This window comes from Bradyrhizobium sp. KB893862 SZCCT0404, assembly GCF_018130885.1.
Taxonomy (GTDB): domain Bacteria; phylum Pseudomonadota; class Alphaproteobacteria; order Rhizobiales; family Xanthobacteraceae; genus Bradyrhizobium; species Bradyrhizobium stylosanthis.
Genome location: NZ_JAFCLT010000006.1, coordinates 502,725 through 520,722 on the forward strand (window position 1 = coordinate 502,725; position 17,998 = coordinate 520,722).

Consider the following 17,998-nt stretch of genomic DNA (forward strand, 5'->3'; position numbering starts at 1 on the left):
TCCGGAAAATGCTCCGCTCAGATCGTGATGTAGCCGGTCGCCAGGCCATGAATGCCGATCACCGCGCCGATCGCGACCACCGCGAAAATGCCCCACTCGACCGGCGTAAAGACCTTCGCCTTCTGTTCGAGCCGAGCCCACAAATAGAGTGCTGTGCCGGGCGCATAGAGGATCGCCGACAGCAGCAGGTATTTCATGCCCGCCGCATAGATCAGGAAGAGCGTGTAGACGACGGCTATCCCGGTGAAGATCAGGTCTCGCCTGCGCGCCGCCGGGTTCTTCTCATAGGTCTCACCCCGCGTGACCAACCGGAGCCCGAAGGCGGCTACCAGGAAAAACGGGATCAGATTCATGACGCTCGTCAGGTTGAGCATCAATGAGAAGGCATCCCTGGACCAGTAAGTGCTGATGACGAAGAGCTGGACGACGATGTTGGTGAGCCACAGCGCGGCCGCCGGAACCTTGTTCTCATTCTCGGTGCCGAACAGGGCCGGCATGTCCCTGGTCCGGCCGGCGGCGGACAGCACTTCAGTGCAGATCAGTGACCAGGCAAGATAAGCCCCGAGCACCGACACCATGAGACCGACGCTGACAAAGACGGCGCCCCAATGCCCCACCACGGCTTCCAGAACCGTGGCCATCGAGGGTTGCCGCATGTCGGCAATTTCGGCCCGCTGTAACACCGCGTAAGGCAGCATGGTGACCAGCACCATCAGGCTCGTCACGACCACAAACCCCATGATCGTCGCGGCACCTACGTCTGACCGCTCCCTGGCATAGCGGGAGTAGACGCTTGCGCCCTCGATCCCGAGGAACACGAACACCGTCACCAGCATGGTCGCGCGGATCTGCTCAAACAGTCCCTTGTCCGGCATGCCTTCGCCGCCCCAGAAATTGACGCGGAACAGGTCCGCCTTGAAAGCGAAGATCAGGATGACGATGAAGACTAGGATCGGAACGATCTTGGCGATGGTGACGACGGTGTTGATCGCAGCCGCCTGCTGCACGCCGCGCAGGATCAGGAAATGGAAAAACCAGATTCCGACGGAAGCGACGATGATGGCGATCACCGTATTGCCGTCACCAAACACCGGGAAGAAGGCGCCCAGGGTCGACTTGATCAGGACCCAGTAGGACACGTTGCCGATGCAACTGCCGGTCCAGTAGCCAAGCGCGGACAGGAAGCCGGGATAGTCCCCGAAGCCCGCCTTAGCATAGGCGTAAACACCGGCATCGAGCTCGGGCTTTCGCTCGGCGAGCGACTGAAACACGCGCGCCAGCGTGTACATGCCGCCGCCGGCGATGCACCAGGCGAGGATCGCACCGAACGGGCCGGTCGCGATGCCGAATGTCCGCGGCAGCGAGAAGATGCCCGAGCCGACCATGGAGCCGACGACCATGGCGGTCAGGGCAAACAGCGAAAGCTTCTGGATCGATGGCGTCGCCGTCATGTGAAGGCTCCGAAGCGACAGTCCCGACCTGCGCCCCGGCCGGTCCGCTCGTACCGGGAGCGATGATGCGCCGCGGACCCGGCATGGGCCTATCGGGTGATTACCTAGTCAGGGTGCAGGATTACCCTCGCCGTGCGGCGCGCTCACGCTGCGGCCGCCGGGTCGCGCGCTGCGGCCGGCTCCTTGCCGCCGAACCAGGCCACATACAGTGTCGGCAGGTAGATCAGCGTCAGAACAGTCGCAACGAGCAGGCCGCCCATGACCGCAAAGGCCATCGGCCCCCAGAACACGGTCGGCGCGATCGGAATCAGGCCGAGCACGGTGGAGACGGCGGTCAGCATGATGGGGCGGAAGCGCGAACTGCTTGCATCCACTGCGGCCTGCCAGGGCCCCTTCCCTTGCGCACGCTCCGCCTCGATCTGACCGATGAGGATGACCGCGTTCTTGCTGATCATGCCGAGCAGCGCCAGGACGCCGAGAATGGCGACGAAGCCGAGCGGCTGCCCCGAAAGCAGCAACGCCGCGACGACGCCGATCAGACCGAGCGGGGCAACGCTGACGACCATCAGCAACCGGGAGAAGCTCTGCAACTGCACCATGAGCACCGTGAACATCACCAGCAGCATCATCGGCAAGACCGCCATGACCGACGCCTGCGATGACCGGCTTTCCTCCACCGTGCCGCCAACCACGACATCGTAGCCGCGCGGCAATCCCGCCCTCAGCTTGGCGATGACCGGCGCCAGCTCGTTGACGACCGCCTCGGGCAGCGTTCCATCGGTGATGGCGGCTCGCACCGTCAGCGTGGGAACGCGATCGCGCCGCCAGATCAGCGGAAACTCCTGGTCGTACTCGAAGGATGCAAACTGGCTCAACGGAACGCTCTGCCCGCCCGCCACCGGCACCTGCAGCGTACGCAGGCTCGCCAGCGAGACACGCTGTTCGTCCGTTGCGCGCACCACCACGTTGACGAGGTAGATGTCGTCCCGCACCTGCGTGACCGGCATGCCCGATATCACCGTGTTCAGGACGGTGGCGATCGCCTGCGAACTCAAACCGAGAAGGCGCGCCTCATCCTGATTGACGCGGATGCGCACCTGACGGTCGGGCTCCATCCAGTCGAAATTCGCGCTCTTTGCCCGGGCATCGGAAGCGACGATCCGGGCGACCTCGAGTGCGATGTCGCGCACCCGTTCGGCGTCGGGGCCGCTGACCCGATATTGCAGCGGCCATCCGACCGGAGGTCCGAGGCCGAGCGGCGACACCGAAGAGACGGCGTTCGGAAACTGCTCCGCCAGGAATCGCTCCAGCTTGGCATGGAGGCGTTGGCGCGCATGAATGTCCCTGGCCACGACGACGGCCTGCGTGAAGAAATCGTTCGGCAGCTCGACGCTGAGCGGCAGATAGAACCGGATCGCGCCGCGTCCAACATAGGTGCTCCAATGCCCGACATCGGGATCACCCGCCAGAACCTTGTCCAGCCGCTTGGCCGCCGCCTCACTGGCATGGATCGAGGCATTTTGCGGCAGGCTGACATCGACGAGCAGCTCCGGCCGATCGGACGATGGAAAGAACTGTTGTGGAATGAGCGGAAGCGCGAGCACGGAGGCGGCGAACAGCGCGGCCGTGCCGCCGAGCGTGAGCCATTTGGCCCGTAGCGCGGACACCAGCAGGCTCCGATACCATCGGAAAGCCAGCCCGGCTACCGCCGCGCCCGGCTTGGGCGGAACCAGAATTGTGGCGCCGAGCAGCGGCGCGAAGATGACGGCGACGAACCAGGAGGCCAGCAGTGCGATCGCAATCACCACGAACAGCGAAAAGGTGTATTCGCTGGCGGCACTGGCGGCGAAGCCGACCGGAATGAAGCCGGCGATCGTCACCAGCGTCCCGGCGAGCATGGCAAGAGCGTGGGTCCGGAAGGCGTAACTGGCAGCCGCAGCCTTGCTGTCGCCCAGCGCCAATCGGCTCAGCGTCGCATCCGTCGTCGTCATCGCGTCATCAACCAGCAGCGCGAGCGCGATGATCAGCGCGCCGAGCGATATCCGCTGCATGTCGATGCGGAGAACCTCCATGGCCGGGAACACGATCGCGAGCGTGAGCGGGATGGCCAGCGCAATGATGAAGCCTGGACGAACGCCGAGGCTGACGAAGCTCACGACGAGAATGATCGCGACGGCCTGCAGCAGTGAAGTCATGAACTCGCCGACCGCCTTGTCGACCACGACGGCCTGGTCCGCCACAAGGCTGGGCTCGATCCCGATCGGCAGATCGGCCGTGATCCGTGCCATCGCCGCCTTGACGTTCCTGCCGAGCGCCAGGATGTCGCCGCCGTCGCGCATGGAGATGGCGAGGCCGATCGCCGGATGGCCATTGATCCGGAACAGCGGCTGCGGTGGATCGGCAAAGCCGCGCCGCACCGTGGCGAGATCGCTCAGGCGCAGCATGCGGCCGCCGGCGGCGAAGTTGATGCCGGCAATGTCCCGCTCCGACCGGAAGCTTCCCGATATCCGCAGCGAGATGCGCTCCGTCCCGGTCTGGATCGTCCCGGCCGGCATGATGGCATTTTGCGCCCCCAGCGCTGCGACCAGGGCTGCGCGGTCGACGCCCAGATTTGCCAGCTCCCGCTTGGAGAACTCGATGAAGATCACCTCATCCTGCGCACCCACAATTTCGACCTTGGCGACGTCAGGCACGCCCAGGAGCTGCGAGCGGATCGCCTCCACCCGATCGCGCAGCTCGCGCTGGCTGAAGCCATCGCTGGTGAAGCCGTAGACAATCCCGAAGGTGTCACCGAAATCATCATCGAAGAACGGGCCGACGACGCCAGCCGGCAGCGTATGGCGAATATCGCCGATCATCTTCCGCACCTGATACCAGGTATCGGACACAGCTCTCCCGTGGGCGCTTCCCTTCAAATTCACGAAAATCGTGGCGAGCCCCGGCCGGGTGAAGCTGCGCAGGAAGTCGAGATGCGGCGTCTCCTGCAATTGGCGCTCGAGGCGTTCCGTCACCTGCTTCATCGTCTCATCGGCGCTGGCTCCCGGCCAGGCGGCCTTCACGACCATGGTCCTGATCGTGAAGGAAGGATCCTCGTTGCGGCCCAGCCGGACATACGACAGCACGCCCGCGACCACGGCCACGAGCATGAGATAGACGACGAGCGAACGGCGCTCGAGGGCCCATTTCGAGAGGTTGAATCCGGTCATTGCTCCGACCCGAGCACGCGCACCTTCTGCCCTGGATGAAGAGACTGGACGCCCGCGGTGACGACGATCTCGCCGATGTCCAGTCCCTGGGAGATGATCACCTGCGACGGATCGAACCGCAGCACATCGACATTCCGCACCGAAACCGTGCTGGTCGACGGATCCAGGATCCAGACGGCCGGCTGTTGATTCATCCTGATCAGCGCGGTCGCGGGAACGTCGATCATCGGTCCGGCGCTCACCTCGGCGCGCCCGACCACGGTCGCACCGAGCCGCATTGCCGGCGGCGGATCCGTAAGGCCTACCTTGACCTCGAAAGTGCGCGTGACCGCGTTGGCCTGGGCGGCAATCTGGCGGATGCGCCCCGTCGCCGTCGCCGCCGGATCGTCAGTCAGGCTGACCTTGACCTGCAGATCGGCAGGCGCAGCCCTCACCAATTGCGCGGGCACGTCGAACACCGCGTCACGGCCATCCTGCCGCGCGATCCGCACGATGGTCTGCCCGGCCTGGACAACCTCGCCGGCGGCCGGCCCGGTGTCGGTGATCTTTCCCGGCGCATCGGCGCGCAGCTCGGTAAAGCCGACCTGATCATGTGCGGCGCTCAGCTGTGCTTCGGCCGCATCCACCTGCGATCGGGCAGTCTGCTGCGCCTGCGTTGCCGCCTCGAAGTTGGCGCGCGTGGTCCATCCCTGTGCAAGCAACGTCTGCTGCCGCTCGAAATGATTACGGGCCTGCGTGAGCTGGCCCTGCGCGGCTGCAAGCGCGGCCTGTGCCTGACGCAGCGCATTCAGTTCGTTCTGCGATTCAAGCTGTGCCAGAAGCTGCCCGGCCTGAACGCGATCTCCAAGCTTCGCGTCGTTCGCGAGCAGCCGCCCGCCAATCCGGAACGCCGCGCTGACCTCGTCCTCTGCCTCGATGCGTCCAGTGAACGTGAACGGTGTCAGCAGCTCTCGCTTCTCGATCGTGGCGGTGCGGACCGGACGCGGCGCCGGCGCGACATTCTCTGCCGCTTCGCGTTCGCAGGCGGCCAGAAGCAGCGCAGCCGTACCTGCCAGAAGCATCTTATTACCGGACAGCCGTGTCGGCATGACCTGATCACCGCACAATTCGAAGCAATACGATCTTGCCGCGGAACCATCCCGCTTCCATCGGTAAATCTACCGAGGCATCGCGGATGTGATCGTGATCGGGATGGCGACGATGGCTTGGAAGATTCCGTCCGCTCCGTCAGGCATTCACCCAATACCGAGAACCTTGTGAAGCGCGCATAAAGGTCCGCAGCAGTCATGGCGATGCGTGCCATCGCCGTGACGGCAGGCTAGACGGCGGGGCGGCCAAGCGATGCCCCGAAGATTCACGCAACGATAGTGGAGGATCGACATGAGAAAGCTTGGCTTACTGGCGGGCGCAGTGTTCATCGCGCTGAGCGTCGTGGGCTCGGCAACGCCGGGACATGCGCAGGCGCAGGACCTGGCGTGGTGCTCGAAGATCAAGGGAATGCTCAACTGCATGTACGAGACCCGCGACCAATGCCGTGCATCGGTCAGCGGCCGGCACGGCACTTGCGTCCAGAATCGCCGGCGCTAGCGAAGCATGCATGCCCAGCGCCGTGAACGGTCGGGCGGCGCGGAACGATTTCATCGTCGCGCGCCGCCCCACGTCCGAAACACGCACCGCACCTGCCCCACCCCATCAGGACATCCATCCACCGGGCCCCAGGGTTTCATCCGATCCCGGGGGTGACGCTTGCGCGCTACCCTCACCGCAGGGTTCCGGTTCTTCCACCCAACGGGAGGTCTCCATGTCCGATCTCGTCGCGATCGTCTATCCGTCCGAAGCGAAAGCCGAGGAAGTGCGTCAGCGACTGCTCAAGCTGCAGAAGGAGTATCTGATCACCCTCAGCGACGCCGTGATCGCCGTGAAAACGGATTCGGGCGGCATCAAGCTCAATCAGCTCGTCAACACCACCGCCATGGGCGCGATGACCGGAAGCTTCTGGGGCCTTCTCATCGGTGTCCTCTTCCTCAATCCGATCCTCGGAGTCGCGGTGGGCGCGGCCTCGGGCGCGCTCGGCGGCGCGCTCTCGGATTTCGGCATCGACGACTCCTTCATGAAGAGCCTATCCTCGAGCCTGCAGCCCGGCAACGCGGCCCTGTTCGTCCTGATCAAGCACATGACGGCGGACAAGGTCATCAAGGAGATCAAGGACGCCGGCGGCGTCGTGCTCAAGACGTCCCTCGACGAGACCAAGGAAAAAGTGCTGCGCGACGCTCTCGCCAGCACCGTGGAGCAGACGGCGGCTTGAGCCGCCGTCCTTCCCGTCTCAACGCCTGCCGCCTGCAAGGCGCAGCATCATCATGAACAGGTTGATGAAGTTGAGATAGAGCGACAGCGCCGCGATGACCGACTTCCGGCCGGCGGAGGTGTGATCATCGGCGCCGTCGTACATCGCCTTGATCCGCTGCGTGTCGTAGGCCGTCAGCCCGGCAAACACGCCGACGCCGATGATCGAGATCATCCAGTCGAGCGTGCTCGACGCCAGGAACAGGTTGACCAGGCTCGCGATGATGATTCCAATCAGCCCCATGAACAGGAAGGTGCCGAACCCGGACAGGTCGCGCCTGGTCGTATAGCCGAACAGGCTGAGCGCGCCGAAGCTGGCGGCCGCGACGAAGAAGACGCGGGCGATCGACGAGCTGGTATAGATGTGCAGCAGCGTCGAAAGCGATACGCCGACCAGGGCTGCATAGACGAAGAACAGGGCCCGTGCCGTCGATACCGAGAGCGTGTTGATGCGCGAGCCGATGAAGAACACCAGCGCCAGCGGTGCCAGGATGAAGACCCACATCAGCGGGCTCTGCAGCAGTGCAGGCCCGGTGAGCTCGTAGGTGAGCCAGGCGACGACCGCAGTCACTCCAACGCCTGCAGCCATATGGCCGTAAATGCGGAGCATGTAATCATGCAGTCCGGCATCCGCCGCTATCGCGCCGCCGGCTGTCTGCGCGGCTGCCGGATTCTGATCAAATTGGGACATCATTGGCCTCCTTTGAGCTCGCCGAGCAAGGCCACGCTAACCCGCAGCCTTCCGGACCGGCATCGGACAATCACCCGAGAGCTGCCGGTGAAAACCACCCTGTCCCGCCCAACGCCAGGGAACGGCTAAGCACATTACGGGGCTGCAAGGCCGGCGGCGCTCCTCGGCCTCTAAGTCCTTTGGACTAGGCCCCTTACACCTTTGTCACTTGGACGCCGGCCGGCGCAGGCCTAATCGAGAAGCATGCGCTTCTTCTTTCACATCGCGGACAAATACGGATTCTCTCCCGATGGGATCGGATGCGAGTGCGCCGATCAGGAAGCGGCCATGCGGCATGCACGGTATCTCGCCGACGAGCTCGCCAAGGGCGGCGAGTTCTTCCGCGGCAGCGTCGTGCTCATTGCGGGACGGCCGGCCGCCGCCCGCGTTTGAGCGCTTGAGGGCGCCGCGAGCCGACGCCGTCTGCTGATTTCCGGCCCTCGCCTCCTACAGAGAATCCCTGATGGGCGCCCCCGGCGCACACTTCTAAGGTCCTCGTTCCGGAACGGCCGCTGGATGCGGCCGCCTCATCCCGGACTGGAGGGCCATCTTCCGTCATGGCGGTCGGGTCAAACGAGGTCGATCAGACGTTCTCGCGCAACGCGTTGATCGCGCTTGTGGTGGGGTCGATGGTCGGATCCGGCATCTTCGCCCTGCCGGCCGCGTTCGGACGCGCCACCGGCGCATTTGGCGCCATCATCGCCTGGATCATCGCCGGAACCGGCATGCTGATGCTGGCGCTCGTGTTCCAGTCGCTGGCCCAGCGCAAGCCCGAGCTCAATGCGGGCATCTATGCTTATGCCAAGGCCGGGTTTGGCGACTATGTCGGCTTCGCGTCGGCCTCCGGCTATTGGATCGGCTGCTGCCTTGCCGACGTCGCGTGTCTCATCCTCATCAAGGGCACCCTTGGCCTGTTCTTTCCCATCTTCGGCGATGGCACGACACCGGTCGCGATTGCCTCCGCCTCGCTGCTGCTCTGGAGCGTGCACTTTCTGGTGCTGCGCGGCGTCAAAGGTGCGGCTGCCCTCAATACGGTCGCGACCTACGCAAAGGTCATCCCGATCCTGCTGTTCATTGCGGTCGCCGCAATGCTGCTGGATCGCGAGCAGCTGTCGCGTAATTTCTGGGGAACTGAGCAACCGGACGCCCGGCAGATCGTAAGCCAGGTTCGCTCCACGATGCTACTGACCGTCTTCGTCTTTGTCGGCATCGAGGGTGCGAGCGTCTATTCCCGCTATGCCCGGCGCCGCGCCGACATCGGTTTCGCAACGGTGGCCGGCTTTTTGGTCGTACTCTGCCTGCTCGTCCTCGTGACGCTGCTGTCCTACGGCGTGCTGCCGCAAAGCGCGCTGGCGGATCTTCCGACGCCCTCGATGGCCGGCGTGATGGAATCGATGGTGGGACGCTGGGGCGGCGTCTTCATCAGCCTGGCGCTGTTGATCTCCGTCCTCGGCAACTATCTGTCCTGGTCGCTGCTTGCGGCCGAAATCCTGCATTCGGCGGCGATCCACCGGACGATGCCCTCCTTTCTGGCCCGCGAGAACGCGCACAAGGCTCCGGCCGGCGCGCTCTGGCTCACCAATTGCGTCATCCAGGCGTTCCTGCTGGTCAGCTTTTTCGCAGAATACGCCTTCACGCTCGCCCTGAAGATGACGAGCGCAATGACGCTGGTGCCGTACTTCCTGGTCGCGGCTTACGGCCTCAAGCTCGCATCGACCGGCGAGACCTATGATCGTGGTCCGCAGATGCGCACCACCGACGGAATTCGCGCCGGCATCGCGACGATCTATGCGGTCGCCATGATCTATGCGGGAGGCCTGAAATTCCTCCTGCTGTCCTCGATCCTCTACGCACCCGGAACATTGCTGTTCCTGATCGCCAAGCGCGAACGCAAGGAAGTCGTCTTTAGCAGGATCGAAGCCGTCCTGTTCGCGGCGATCGCACTCGCCGCAGGCGCCGGGATCTGTGCGCTGGCTGTCGGAGCCATCACGATCTGAGCCGTTGTACCTGTCCGCATGGAGGCGAACATGAATAGTCACACCGCGCGTTGGGCCCTGGTTCTCGGCGGGCTCTTGGCCGTCGCCGCGTCGGCACCCCTCGCCGTCGCGCAACCAAAGGACGGCGGCGCCACGGCAGCGAAAGAGCCCGCGGCGGCCGCAGCAAAGGATGCTGCGCCCAACACCAATACCAATCCGACAAAGCACCGCTACTGGCGCCATCGCGGCGGCCAGCATCCCCATTATGGCAGCCGCCGCGTTCGGACCTGACGGCCGCGGAAGGATCGCTTCATCTGGCAACGGATCGCGCGATGAACGAAACCAGGATGGGACCAGATCGGCTGCACGAGTTCGTTCTGCAGGACGCCGCTGCGACGCGGCCGGGAGATGTCGCGCGGACGCGGGGCCTGCTGGCGACGGGCCTCGCGCTGCTTGCCGCGGGCGTCGCCCTCTTCCTGGTATGGCAAACGGTCTCCAGCCTGTTGATCCTGTTCGCCGGCGTGCTGTTCGCCGCGTTTCTGGATGCGCTGGCGCGCGCGCTGGCTCCGGTCCTTCCCCTCAGCCGCACCTGGCGTCTGACGCTGGTCGTCCTGCTGCTGACGGCCCTGTCCGGCTTCGGACTGATCTGGGGCGCTGGCAAGCTGCCGGAGCAGACACGTTCACTGCTGAAGGTCATGGATGCACAGGTCGACGTCCTCCAGAACCATTTGCTATCGTATGGCGTCGATCTGCTGGGGCCCGAATGGGGCCGCGACTTCGCACAATGGCTGTTCGCCGATCAGGGCCGGTTCCTCAGCCACGCCCACTTCCTGCTGGGCGGTGCATCGAGCCTTCTGACCGCCGTGCTCGTGATCCTCTTCCTCGGTGTGCTCTTCGCCTTCGACCCCACCACCTACCGCGACAGCGTCGTCGTTCTGGTCAGGCAATCCTACCGCGCCCGTGCACGCAGCGTGATGGACGAGATGGGCAACGTCATGCGGCTGTGGTTCGTCGGCCAGCTGATCCGCATCATCCTGATGACGATCCTGGTGTGGATCGCGCTCTATCTCATCGGCCTGCCCGGCCCCTTCGTGCTCGGGCTTCAGGCCGGCCTGTCGAATTTCATTCCCTATCTCGGGCCGATCGTCGCCGCGCTCCCGATCGCGCTGGTCGCGATGCCGCTCGGCGCATCCCTGCTGATATGGGCGGTGGTCATCTACACGATCATCCAGTCGATCGAGGGCTACGTGATCGGCCCGTTGATCCAGCGCCACGCCGTCGAGACCCCTCCGGCATGGACGCTCGTCGCCATCGTCCTCCTCGGCGCGCTGTTCGGCATCATGGGCATCGCGGTCGCCATGCCGCTGGTCGCCATCGGCCGCGTCGCGATCATGCGGTTCTATGTCGAGGACTATCTCGGCGACCACATCGAGGCGGCAACAATCGCGGGTGAGCAGCAATGAGCGGGATCGACGCGCAGCACAGTGATGCCCCCGAGCCTTTGAGCCGCTCGCGGGCGACGCAATTTCTGTGGCAACAGCTGCCCTATATCGTGGCGCTGCTGCTTGCCATCGCCGGCGTCGCCTACACCAACGTCTCGCACCAGCCTTTGACCGGCTATTGGGAATTCCTGGCGCTCGCCATCGGCGTGGTCTGCGTCGTCACCAAATGGCCGGAGACCGAAGGCAGGGAGAGTCAGATCCGGCTGGTCTGGACCCAAGCCCTGCACTGGATCGCCGTGCTCGTCACGATGAACATCATGCTCGTGTCGGGCGTCCAGCAGATGCTTCCGACGCCCGCGACCGGCCTCGTCCTGCTGACATTGCTTGCGCTCGGCACGTTCCTCGCGGGCGTGAGCCTCTTGTCCCTGCAGATCGCCTTTCTCGGCCTTGCGATGGGCGCGGCGGTGCCCGCGATATCCTGGCTGAAGCAGTCCATCCTGTTCTTCCTGCTCGGGGCCGTCTTGCTGATCGGCCTCGCCATCTCCTTCTGGCTGCGCCAGGACCAGCAGCCTTCACGCAGCTCCAGCGACATCGACAAACAGGCGGAGGGTTGAAATGCGTGCATTGCGATCTCTTGCTGCCGCCGGCGCATTGGCGGTTCTCTGTGTGATCACCTCGTCGGCGCGCGCCGAGGGATTCAGGGTCGGCAGGCTATTGTGCTTCTCGGAGCCGCGCGTGGGACTTGTGCTCGGCTCGACACAGGCGATGCGCTGCGTATTCACGAAGCTGCGCTCGCACCGGCAGTACGTCTACGAAGGACGGATCAAGCGCGTCGGCCTTGATATCGGCGTCACCAGCGCCGGCACGTTGTCGTGGGCCGTTTTCGCGCGGAACTCGCGGGTTGGTCCCGGCACGCTGCGTGGCAGCTATGTCGGCGCCAGCGGCAACCTTGCATTGGGACCCGGGCTCGGCGCCAACGTCCTGATCGGCGGCTCGCGGCGGAGCATCATGCTGCAGCCGATATCGGTGGAGCGCTCGATCGGGCTCAATCTTGCGGCGGGAGTGTCGCATCTGACGCTGGGACCGCGCGGCCAGCTGTGATGCGCATCTGGCGTCCGCGACTGTGCGCCGCGGAGGATGAGCACATTCCCGCCCCGCCGTTCAGGGTTTCGTCCGATGTCGACTGGGGGTGCCCGACGTTACGATCCTCCGCAGGATCGATCGAGCTTCGACCACCCGGGAGGATCGCATGACCGTGTATGACAGCCGTGGGACCTTGAACGCCCTGGGCACCCCACCGCTGTGGGCTTGCGCACTGCTCGGCGTCGTCCTGATCGCCGCCGGATTCCTCGCGCTCGGCGATCTCGCCTTCGCCACCATCATCAGCGTCAAGTTCATCGGGCTCACGGCGATCGCTGCCGGCGGGTTCGAGATCGCACACGCGTTCTGGATCAAGGAATGGGGCAGCTTCCTGTGGCGGATCGTTCTCGGTGCGCTCTACCTGGCCTTCGGCCTGATACTGCTCACCCAGCCGGCCTCCGGCGCGCTGATCCTGACCTATTTCCTCGGCGCGGTGCTGTTCGCATCGGGCGTCATCCGCTGCGTGCTGAGTTTCGCCTACTGGCGCCAGAACGGCTGGATGATGCTGATCTCGGGCATCATCGGCACCATTGCCGGGGTGCTCATCCTGTTCGGCTTCCCCGACATCAGCGTGTGGGCGCTCGGCTTCCTGCTCGGCGTCGACCTGATCTCGCATGGCCTCGCTTGGCTGCTCTATGCCCTGCAATCGGCGCGAAAGACCGCGTGACAGAGGAGAACAACAAAATGGAAGCTGCCAGCCGCCGCGCTTTCCTCGGCTTCGCAACGAGTGCCATTGCAGCCGCCGCGCTCGGCACCGCCGGAGCGCGCCTCATCAGCGTCGCGGAAGCGATGCCGGTCGATCCCGATCCCGGTCGCGCCGGCGCCTCCCCGGCGCCAGTGATGCCGGCGCAATGGGGACCGGGACCCGGTCCTGGTTGGGGCAGCGGCCCAGGCTGGGGCTCGCCCGGCTGGGGTCGCCCGCCGCCACCGCCACGCCGCCGCCGCCGCTGGGTCTGCTGGTGGCATCGCGGTCGCCGCCATTGCGGATGGCGCTGGAGGTAGGACGTCTCTCAAGGTGACGGAGGGAAACGTGCGCAACGGGAACCAGTGGATACTTGCCGCCGTGCTGGCCGCGCTTCTGGTCGGCGCAACCTGGTTTTGCGTGTCGGTCTGGCGATCGACACCGGGGATGCCGGTCTACGGCAACGTCATCCTGGCCGTCGCTGCGGTTCTCATGCTGGTGTCGGGCTGCGGCCTGATCGCGCTGATGTTCTACAGCCAACGCAAAGGCTACGACGAGCCCCCGCGCAGCAACGACACTGCGCGGAAGTAGCGCGATCGGCGCGATCTCGACTGCATTGACGCCGGCAGTTCCGGACTCCGGGAGCAAGGAGCGATCCATGACCCTTGCCGACGTCCTCATCAGATTGCCGGCAGCAAGCCTGATGGCCGGGCTGATGGCCGGGCCCGCATGGACGCAGCCGGCTCCGCCCGCACCTGCGGTCGGCGTCGTCGAGGCGACGCGGCGGCCGATCACCGAGAGCAGCGAATTCCTCGGCCGGATCGAGGCGATCGACCGGGTCAACATCGCCGCCCGCGTCACTGCGTTTCTGGACCAGCGCGTGTTCACCGAAGGCGCCGAGATCAAGAAGGGCGACCTGCTCTACCGGCTCGAGCGCGGACCGTTCGAGGCCGACGTTGCAGCCAAGCAGGCCGAGGTGGCACAGCTGCAGGCCACGCTCGAGAACGCCAGGCTGACGACCGAACGCGCACGCACCCTGCTCGGCGGCCCCGCTGGACAGCAGTCAACCTACGACGCCGCGATCGCGGCCCAGCGCAGTCTGGAGGCCCAGGTTCAAGCCGCCCAGGCGCAGATGCGGGCCTCGCAAATCAACCTCGACTACACCACCATCAGCGCGCCCATCGGCGGCAAGATCGGGCGCACGGCCGTGACCGAAGGCAACATCGTCGGGCCGAGCTCGGGCGTGCTGACCACCATCGTCAGCCAGGACCCGATGTACGTCACCTTTCCGGTGCCGCTGCGTCAGGGACTGGAGCTGCGCGAGCGCTACGGTCCGCAAGGCGGCCTCGAAGCCGTGGCGATCCGGTTGCGGCTGCCCGACGGGCGCATGTACGGCCAGTCCGGCAAGCTGAACTTCGTCGACAACAGCATCGCGCAGAACACCGATACGATCATCGTTCGCGGCGACATCGCCAACCCGATCCTGCACGCTCCTTCAGCGGCAGGCGTCACCGTTCACGAGCTGACCGACGGCGAATTCGTCACCGTCGTGCTCGAAGGCGTGCAGCCGGTCGAGGTGCTGGCGATTCCGCGCGCGGCGGTGCTGTCCGACCAGCGCGGCGACTATGTCCTCGCCGTCGGCGCCGACAACAAGGCCGAGCAGCGGCGCATCCAGCTCGGTCAATCGACGCCGACGATTGCCGCCGTCATCAGCGGGCTGACGGCCGGCGACAAGGTGATCGCCGAAGGACTGCAGCGGGTCCGTGTCGGCCAGACCGTCGCGCCGGAGCCGGCAAGCTCCTTGATCCTATCGAGCATGAAGGGCTCGGCCGGCGAGACGGCTCCGCCAAAGGACGCCGGCGCGGCTCCTCCGGTGCGTCCGGGCGGCAGTCCATGATATCAGGGATTTTCGTCGACCGGCCGCGGCTCTCGATGGTGATCGCCCTGGTCATCGTCATCGCCGGCGCGCTCGCGCTCAAGCAGATTCCCGTGGCGCAGTTCCCGGACATCGTGCCGCCGCAGGTCACCGTCGCCGCCAACTTCCCCGGCGCTTCCGCCGAGGTCGTGGAAAGCAGCGTCGCCCAGCCGCTGGAGGCGCAGGTGATCGGCGTCGACCGCGCGCTCTACATGAAATCGACCAGCGGCAATGACGGCAGCTACACGCTGACGGTGTCGTTCGCGCTCGGCACCAATCCGGACATCAACACCGTCAACGTCAACAACCGTGTGCAGAGCGCCTTGTCGCAATTGCCGACGGAGGTGCAGCAACAGGGCGTCACGGTGCAGAAGCGATCCTCCTCGATCCTGCAATTCCTGGTGCTCTACAGCGCCGACGGCAAACAGGACCCGCTCTTCATCACCAACTACGCCATCATCAACGTGCTCGATGCGATCGCGAGCACACCGGGGGTCGGCCAGGCCAATCTGTTCGCCAGGATGAACTATTCGATGCGGATCTGGTTCGATACGCAGCGGCTGACCAGTCTCAATCTGACGCCGTCGGATGTGATCGCAGCGATCCGGACGCAAAGCGTGCAGGCGCCCGTCGGCCGCATCGGCGCGCGGCCGATCAGCGACGACCAGCAATTCCAGTTCAATGTGCAGACGCTGGGCCGGCTCGCCAGCGTCGATCAGTTCGCCAACATCGTGCTGCGCGCCAATCCGAACGGGTCGTCCCTGCTGGTGAAGGACGTTGCCCGCGTCGAGATCGGCGCGCAGAATCTCGACAGCGAAGCGCGGATCGACGGGCGCGCCGCGGTCCCGATCGCGATCTATCTCGCGCCCGGCGCCAATGCGGTGACCACCGCGCGCGCTGTCGCCCAGACGATGCAGCGGCTGTCCACCCGGTTTCCGCCTGGGCTCAGCCATCTCGTGCAATACGATTCCACGAGCTTCGTTCGCGATACGATCGCCGAGGTGCTGACGACACTGGGCGAGGCCTTCGTCCTGGTCGTGATCGTGGTCTACCTGTTCCTCGGAAACATCCGCGCCACGGCCATTCCAGCCATCGCCGTGCCCGTGAGCCTGATCGGGACCTTCGCCGTCCTGCTGGTGTTCGGCTATTCCGCCAACACGGTGTCCCTGCTCGCGATGGTGCTCGCCATCGGCATCGTCGTGGACGACGCCATCGTCGTGGTCGAGAACGTCGAACGCGTGATGGCGGAGGAGCCCGATCTGTCGCCGGCCGAGGCCAGCAAGAAGGCCATGAGCCAGATCACGGCGCCGATCTTCGCGATCACGCTGGTGCTGCTCTCAGTGTTCGTGCCGATCGCATTCATCCCCGGCATCTCCGGCACGCTGTTCCGCCAGTTCGCGGTCACGATCAGCGCCGCGATGACGATCTCGGCCCTGAATGCCCTGACGTTGTCGCCGGCCCTGTGCGCGCTGCTGCTGCGCCACGGCGGCCCGCGCCGCGGCATCATGGGCCGCGTGCTCGGCGGCATCGACTGGCTGCGCGATCGCTACAGCGGCGGCGTCCGCCACCTCGTGCGCAGGGCCTCCCTGTCGCTCCTGCTGGTCGCCGTGTTTGCCGGCGGGATATTCGGCCTGTCGCTCGTGACCCCGACGGGATTCCTGCCCGAGGAAGACCAGGGCGCCTTCTTCACCTCGGTGCAACTGCCCGACGGCGCCTCGGTGGCGCGCACCAGCGAGGTCACTCGGCAGGTCGAGGACGTCCTGAAGCAGATGCCGGCCGTCGATCACGTGCTTGCAGTGATCGGGTTTTCCCTGCTCGACGGCGCCTCCGAGCCGAACAGCGCGCTGGTGGTGTCGCGGCTGAAGCCTTTCGCCGATCGCAAAGCGGCGGCGGATTCGGCGCAGGCGCTGATCGCCAAAATGTTCGCAGCCGGTGCGCAGATTCGCCAGGCTAACGTGCTGCCGTTCAACCTGCCGCCGATCATCGGGCTCTCCACCGGCGGCGGATTCGAATATCAATTGCAGGCATTGGAGGGACAGAGCCCGGCCGCGATCTCAAGCGTCACGAACGCGCTGATCGGCGCCGCCAACGCCGACCCGCGGCTTGCGCGGGTATTCTCTACGTTCACCGCGACCAACCCCTCGCTCTATCTCGATGTCGACCGCCGCAAGGCTCAGGCGCTCGGCGTCACCGTCAGCGATGTCTTCACCGCCCTGCAGGCGACGCTTGGCGGCATCTACGTCAACAACTTCAATCTGTTCGGCCGGACCTGGCAGGTCAACCTGCAGGGCGAGGCGTTCGACCGGAGCGACACTTCGGATATCTGGCGGATCTACGTGCGCAACAATGGCGGGCAGATGGTGCCTTTGCGCTCACTGGCCGGGCTCAAGATCGTGACAGGGCCGCAAGTCATCACCCGTTACAACAATTATCGCTCGGTGACGGTGAACGGAAGCCCGGCCCCCGGCGTCTCCTCGGGCACTGCGCTGGCTGCTATGGCCGAGATCTCGGAGAACGTGCTGCCTGCGGGCTACGGCTTCGCCTGGACCGGCACCGCCTATCAGGAACAGGCGGCGGCAGGCCAAACCGGCATCGTGCTCATGCTCGCGGTGTTGTTCGCCTATCTGTTCCTGGTCGCACTCTATGAAAGCATGGTCATCCCGATCCCGGTGCTGCTGTCGGTGGTCGTCGGCGTGCTCGGATCCTATCTCGGCATCAAGATCGCGCGCCTCAATCTCGATCTCTACGGCCAGATCGGATTGGTGGTGCTGATCGCCCTCGCCGCGAAGAACGGCATCCTGATCGTCGAATTCGCAAAGGAGCAGCGCGAGGCGGGCGTGGCGCTCGACGAGGCCGCTGTGCAGGGCGCCCATATGCGATTTCGCGCCGTCATGATGACGTCGGTCGCCTTCATCCTCGGCCTCGTGCCGCTTGTCATCGCGACCGGAGCCGCTGCACTCAGCCGAAGGGCGGTGGGCACGGCCGTCTTCGCCGGCATGCTGGCCGCAAGCACGATCGGAATTTTCCTGGTGCCGATGCTCTACGTGATTTTCCAGCGCCTGCGCGAGCGCGCAAAGTCGGCTTTCAAACCAAGCCGTCGGCCATGACGGCGC

General features: G+C 65.2%; 17 protein-coding genes. 13 read left to right on the forward strand and 4 right to left on the reverse strand.

Annotation, left to right across the window (positions count from 1 at the left end; translation table 11 throughout):
• Positions 1 to 17: 17 nt before the first annotated feature.
• The 3 genes from JQ617_RS25345 to JQ617_RS25355 form a co-directional block, all read right to left on the reverse strand.
• Positions 18 to 1,451, reverse strand: a complete 1,434-nt coding sequence (locus JQ617_RS25345) for a basic amino acid/polyamine antiporter (RefSeq protein WP_212028655.1) — start codon at positions 1,449 to 1,451, stop codon at positions 18 to 20.
• 143 nt (positions 1,452 to 1,594) lie between these two features.
• Entirely contained in the window at positions 1,595 to 4,657 is a 3,063-nt protein-coding gene (locus tag JQ617_RS25350) for an efflux RND transporter permease subunit (protein ID WP_212028656.1), read from the reverse strand.
• On the reverse strand, positions 4,654 to 5,745 hold the full coding sequence (locus JQ617_RS25355) for an efflux RND transporter periplasmic adaptor subunit (protein WP_212028657.1): 1,092 nt from the start codon (positions 5,743 to 5,745) through the stop codon (positions 4,654 to 4,656). Before JQ617_RS25355 ends, JQ617_RS25350 begins: the two co-directional genes overlap by 4 nt.
• Positions 5,746 to 6,037: 292 nt before the next feature.
• Between JQ617_RS25355 and JQ617_RS25360 the strand changes: the two genes are divergently transcribed.
• A complete protein-coding gene (locus JQ617_RS25360; protein ID WP_212028658.1) occupies positions 6,038 to 6,244 on the forward strand; it encodes a DUF3551 domain-containing protein in 207 nt (68 codons plus the stop codon).
• 214 nt (positions 6,245 to 6,458) lie between these two features.
• On the forward strand, positions 6,459 to 6,962 hold the full coding sequence (locus JQ617_RS25365) for a DUF1269 domain-containing protein (protein WP_063694554.1): 504 nt from the start codon (positions 6,459 to 6,461) through the stop codon (positions 6,960 to 6,962).
• Positions 6,963 to 6,980: 18 nt separating this feature from the next.
• On the opposite strand, the gene JQ617_RS25370 is transcribed toward JQ617_RS25365, so the two are convergent.
• Positions 6,981 to 7,691, reverse strand: coding sequence for a Bax inhibitor-1/YccA family protein (locus tag JQ617_RS25370; protein WP_212028737.1), 711 nt, complete (start codon positions 7,689 to 7,691; stop codon positions 6,981 to 6,983).
• 243 nt (positions 7,692 to 7,934) lie between these two features.
• On the opposite strand from JQ617_RS25370, the gene JQ617_RS40475 reads away from it, so the two are divergent.
• The 11 genes from JQ617_RS40475 (at position 7,935) to JQ617_RS25425 (ending at position 17,992) form a co-directional block, all read left to right on the forward strand.
• Positions 7,935 to 8,123: a DUF6894 family protein gene (locus JQ617_RS40475; RefSeq protein WP_063694556.1), complete on the forward strand. Its 189-nt coding sequence runs from the start codon at positions 7,935 to 7,937 to the stop codon at positions 8,121 to 8,123.
• Positions 8,124 to 8,287: 164 nt separating this feature from the next.
• A complete protein-coding gene (locus JQ617_RS25380; protein WP_212028659.1) occupies positions 8,288 to 9,727 on the forward strand; it encodes a basic amino acid/polyamine antiporter in 1,440 nt (479 codons plus the stop codon).
• A gap of 30 nt (positions 9,728 to 9,757) precedes the next feature.
• A complete protein-coding gene (locus tag JQ617_RS25385) occupies positions 9,758 to 9,997 on the forward strand; it encodes a hypothetical protein (RefSeq protein WP_212028660.1) in 240 nt (79 codons plus the stop codon).
• Between the two features lie 41 nt (positions 9,998 to 10,038).
• The gene (locus JQ617_RS25390; protein ID WP_212028661.1) at positions 10,039 to 11,169 is read left to right on the forward strand and encodes an AI-2E family transporter; all 1,131 of its coding nucleotides are present in this window, start codon (positions 10,039 to 10,041) and stop codon (positions 11,167 to 11,169) included.
• Positions 11,166 to 11,762, forward strand: coding sequence for a hypothetical protein (locus JQ617_RS25395; RefSeq protein ID WP_212028662.1), 597 nt, complete (start codon positions 11,166 to 11,168; stop codon positions 11,760 to 11,762). The genes JQ617_RS25390 and JQ617_RS25395 overlap by 4 nt, the downstream gene beginning before the upstream one ends.
• A 1-nt stretch (position 11,763) precedes the next feature.
• Positions 11,764 to 12,249: a DUF992 domain-containing protein gene (locus JQ617_RS25400; protein ID WP_212028663.1), complete on the forward strand. Its 486-nt coding sequence runs from the start codon at positions 11,764 to 11,766 to the stop codon at positions 12,247 to 12,249.
• Between the two features lie 148 nt (positions 12,250 to 12,397).
• On the forward strand, positions 12,398 to 12,955 hold the full coding sequence (locus JQ617_RS25405) for an HdeD family acid-resistance protein (protein WP_212028664.1): 558 nt from the start codon (positions 12,398 to 12,400) through the stop codon (positions 12,953 to 12,955).
• Positions 12,956 to 12,972: 17 nt separating this feature from the next.
• The gene (locus JQ617_RS25410; RefSeq protein ID WP_212028665.1) at positions 12,973 to 13,290 is read left to right on the forward strand and encodes a twin-arginine translocation signal domain-containing protein; all 318 of its coding nucleotides are present in this window, start codon (positions 12,973 to 12,975) and stop codon (positions 13,288 to 13,290) included.
• A 28-nt stretch (positions 13,291 to 13,318) separates the two neighbouring features.
• Entirely contained in the window at positions 13,319 to 13,561 is a 243-nt protein-coding gene (locus JQ617_RS25415; protein WP_212028666.1) for a hypothetical protein, read from the forward strand.
• Between the two features lie 67 nt (positions 13,562 to 13,628).
• On the forward strand, positions 13,629 to 14,867 hold the full coding sequence (locus JQ617_RS25420; RefSeq protein WP_212028667.1) for an efflux RND transporter periplasmic adaptor subunit: 1,239 nt from the start codon (positions 13,629 to 13,631) through the stop codon (positions 14,865 to 14,867).
• Positions 14,864 to 17,992 (forward strand): efflux RND transporter permease subunit, encoded by a 3,129-nt coding sequence (locus tag JQ617_RS25425; protein WP_212028668.1) that lies wholly within the window; start codon positions 14,864 to 14,866, stop codon positions 17,990 to 17,992. Before JQ617_RS25420 ends, JQ617_RS25425 begins: the two co-directional genes overlap by 4 nt.
• Positions 17,993 to 17,998: the final 6 nt, after the last annotated feature.

Bases quoted from the DNA above. Each gene is read 5' to 3' on its own strand.
- JQ617_RS25345 (WP_212028655.1), bottom strand. From the start codon at position 1,451: ATGACGGCGACGCCATCGATCCAGAAGCTTTCGCTGTTTGCCCTGACC.
- JQ617_RS25350 (WP_212028656.1), bottom strand. From the start codon at position 4,657: ATGACCGGATTCAACCTCTCGAAATGGGCCCTCGAGCGCCGTTCGCTC.
- JQ617_RS25355 (WP_212028657.1), bottom strand. From the start codon at position 5,745: ATGCCGACACGGCTGTCCGGTAATAAGATGCTTCTGGCAGGTACGGCT.
- JQ617_RS25360 (WP_212028658.1), top strand. From the start codon at position 6,038: ATGAGAAAGCTTGGCTTACTGGCGGGCGCAGTGTTCATCGCGCTGAGC.
- JQ617_RS25365 (WP_063694554.1), top strand. From the start codon at position 6,459: ATGTCCGATCTCGTCGCGATCGTCTATCCGTCCGAAGCGAAAGCCGAG.
- JQ617_RS25370 (WP_212028737.1), bottom strand. From the start codon at position 7,691: ATGTCCCAATTTGATCAGAATCCGGCAGCCGCGCAGACAGCCGGCGGC.
- JQ617_RS40475 (WP_063694556.1), top strand. From the start codon at position 7,935: ATGCGCTTCTTCTTTCACATCGCGGACAAATACGGATTCTCTCCCGAT.
- JQ617_RS25380 (WP_212028659.1), top strand. From the start codon at position 8,288: ATGGCGGTCGGGTCAAACGAGGTCGATCAGACGTTCTCGCGCAACGCG.
- JQ617_RS25385 (WP_212028660.1), top strand. From the start codon at position 9,758: ATGAATAGTCACACCGCGCGTTGGGCCCTGGTTCTCGGCGGGCTCTTG.
- JQ617_RS25390 (WP_212028661.1), top strand. From the start codon at position 10,039: ATGAACGAAACCAGGATGGGACCAGATCGGCTGCACGAGTTCGTTCTG.
- JQ617_RS25395 (WP_212028662.1), top strand. From the start codon at position 11,166: ATGAGCGGGATCGACGCGCAGCACAGTGATGCCCCCGAGCCTTTGAGC.
- JQ617_RS25400 (WP_212028663.1), top strand. From the start codon at position 11,764: ATGCGTGCATTGCGATCTCTTGCTGCCGCCGGCGCATTGGCGGTTCTC.
- JQ617_RS25405 (WP_212028664.1), top strand. From the start codon at position 12,398: ATGACCGTGTATGACAGCCGTGGGACCTTGAACGCCCTGGGCACCCCA.
- JQ617_RS25410 (WP_212028665.1), top strand. From the start codon at position 12,973: ATGGAAGCTGCCAGCCGCCGCGCTTTCCTCGGCTTCGCAACGAGTGCC.
- JQ617_RS25420 (WP_212028667.1), top strand. From the start codon at position 13,629: ATGACCCTTGCCGACGTCCTCATCAGATTGCCGGCAGCAAGCCTGATG.
- JQ617_RS25425 (WP_212028668.1), top strand. From the start codon at position 14,864: ATGATATCAGGGATTTTCGTCGACCGGCCGCGGCTCTCGATGGTGATC.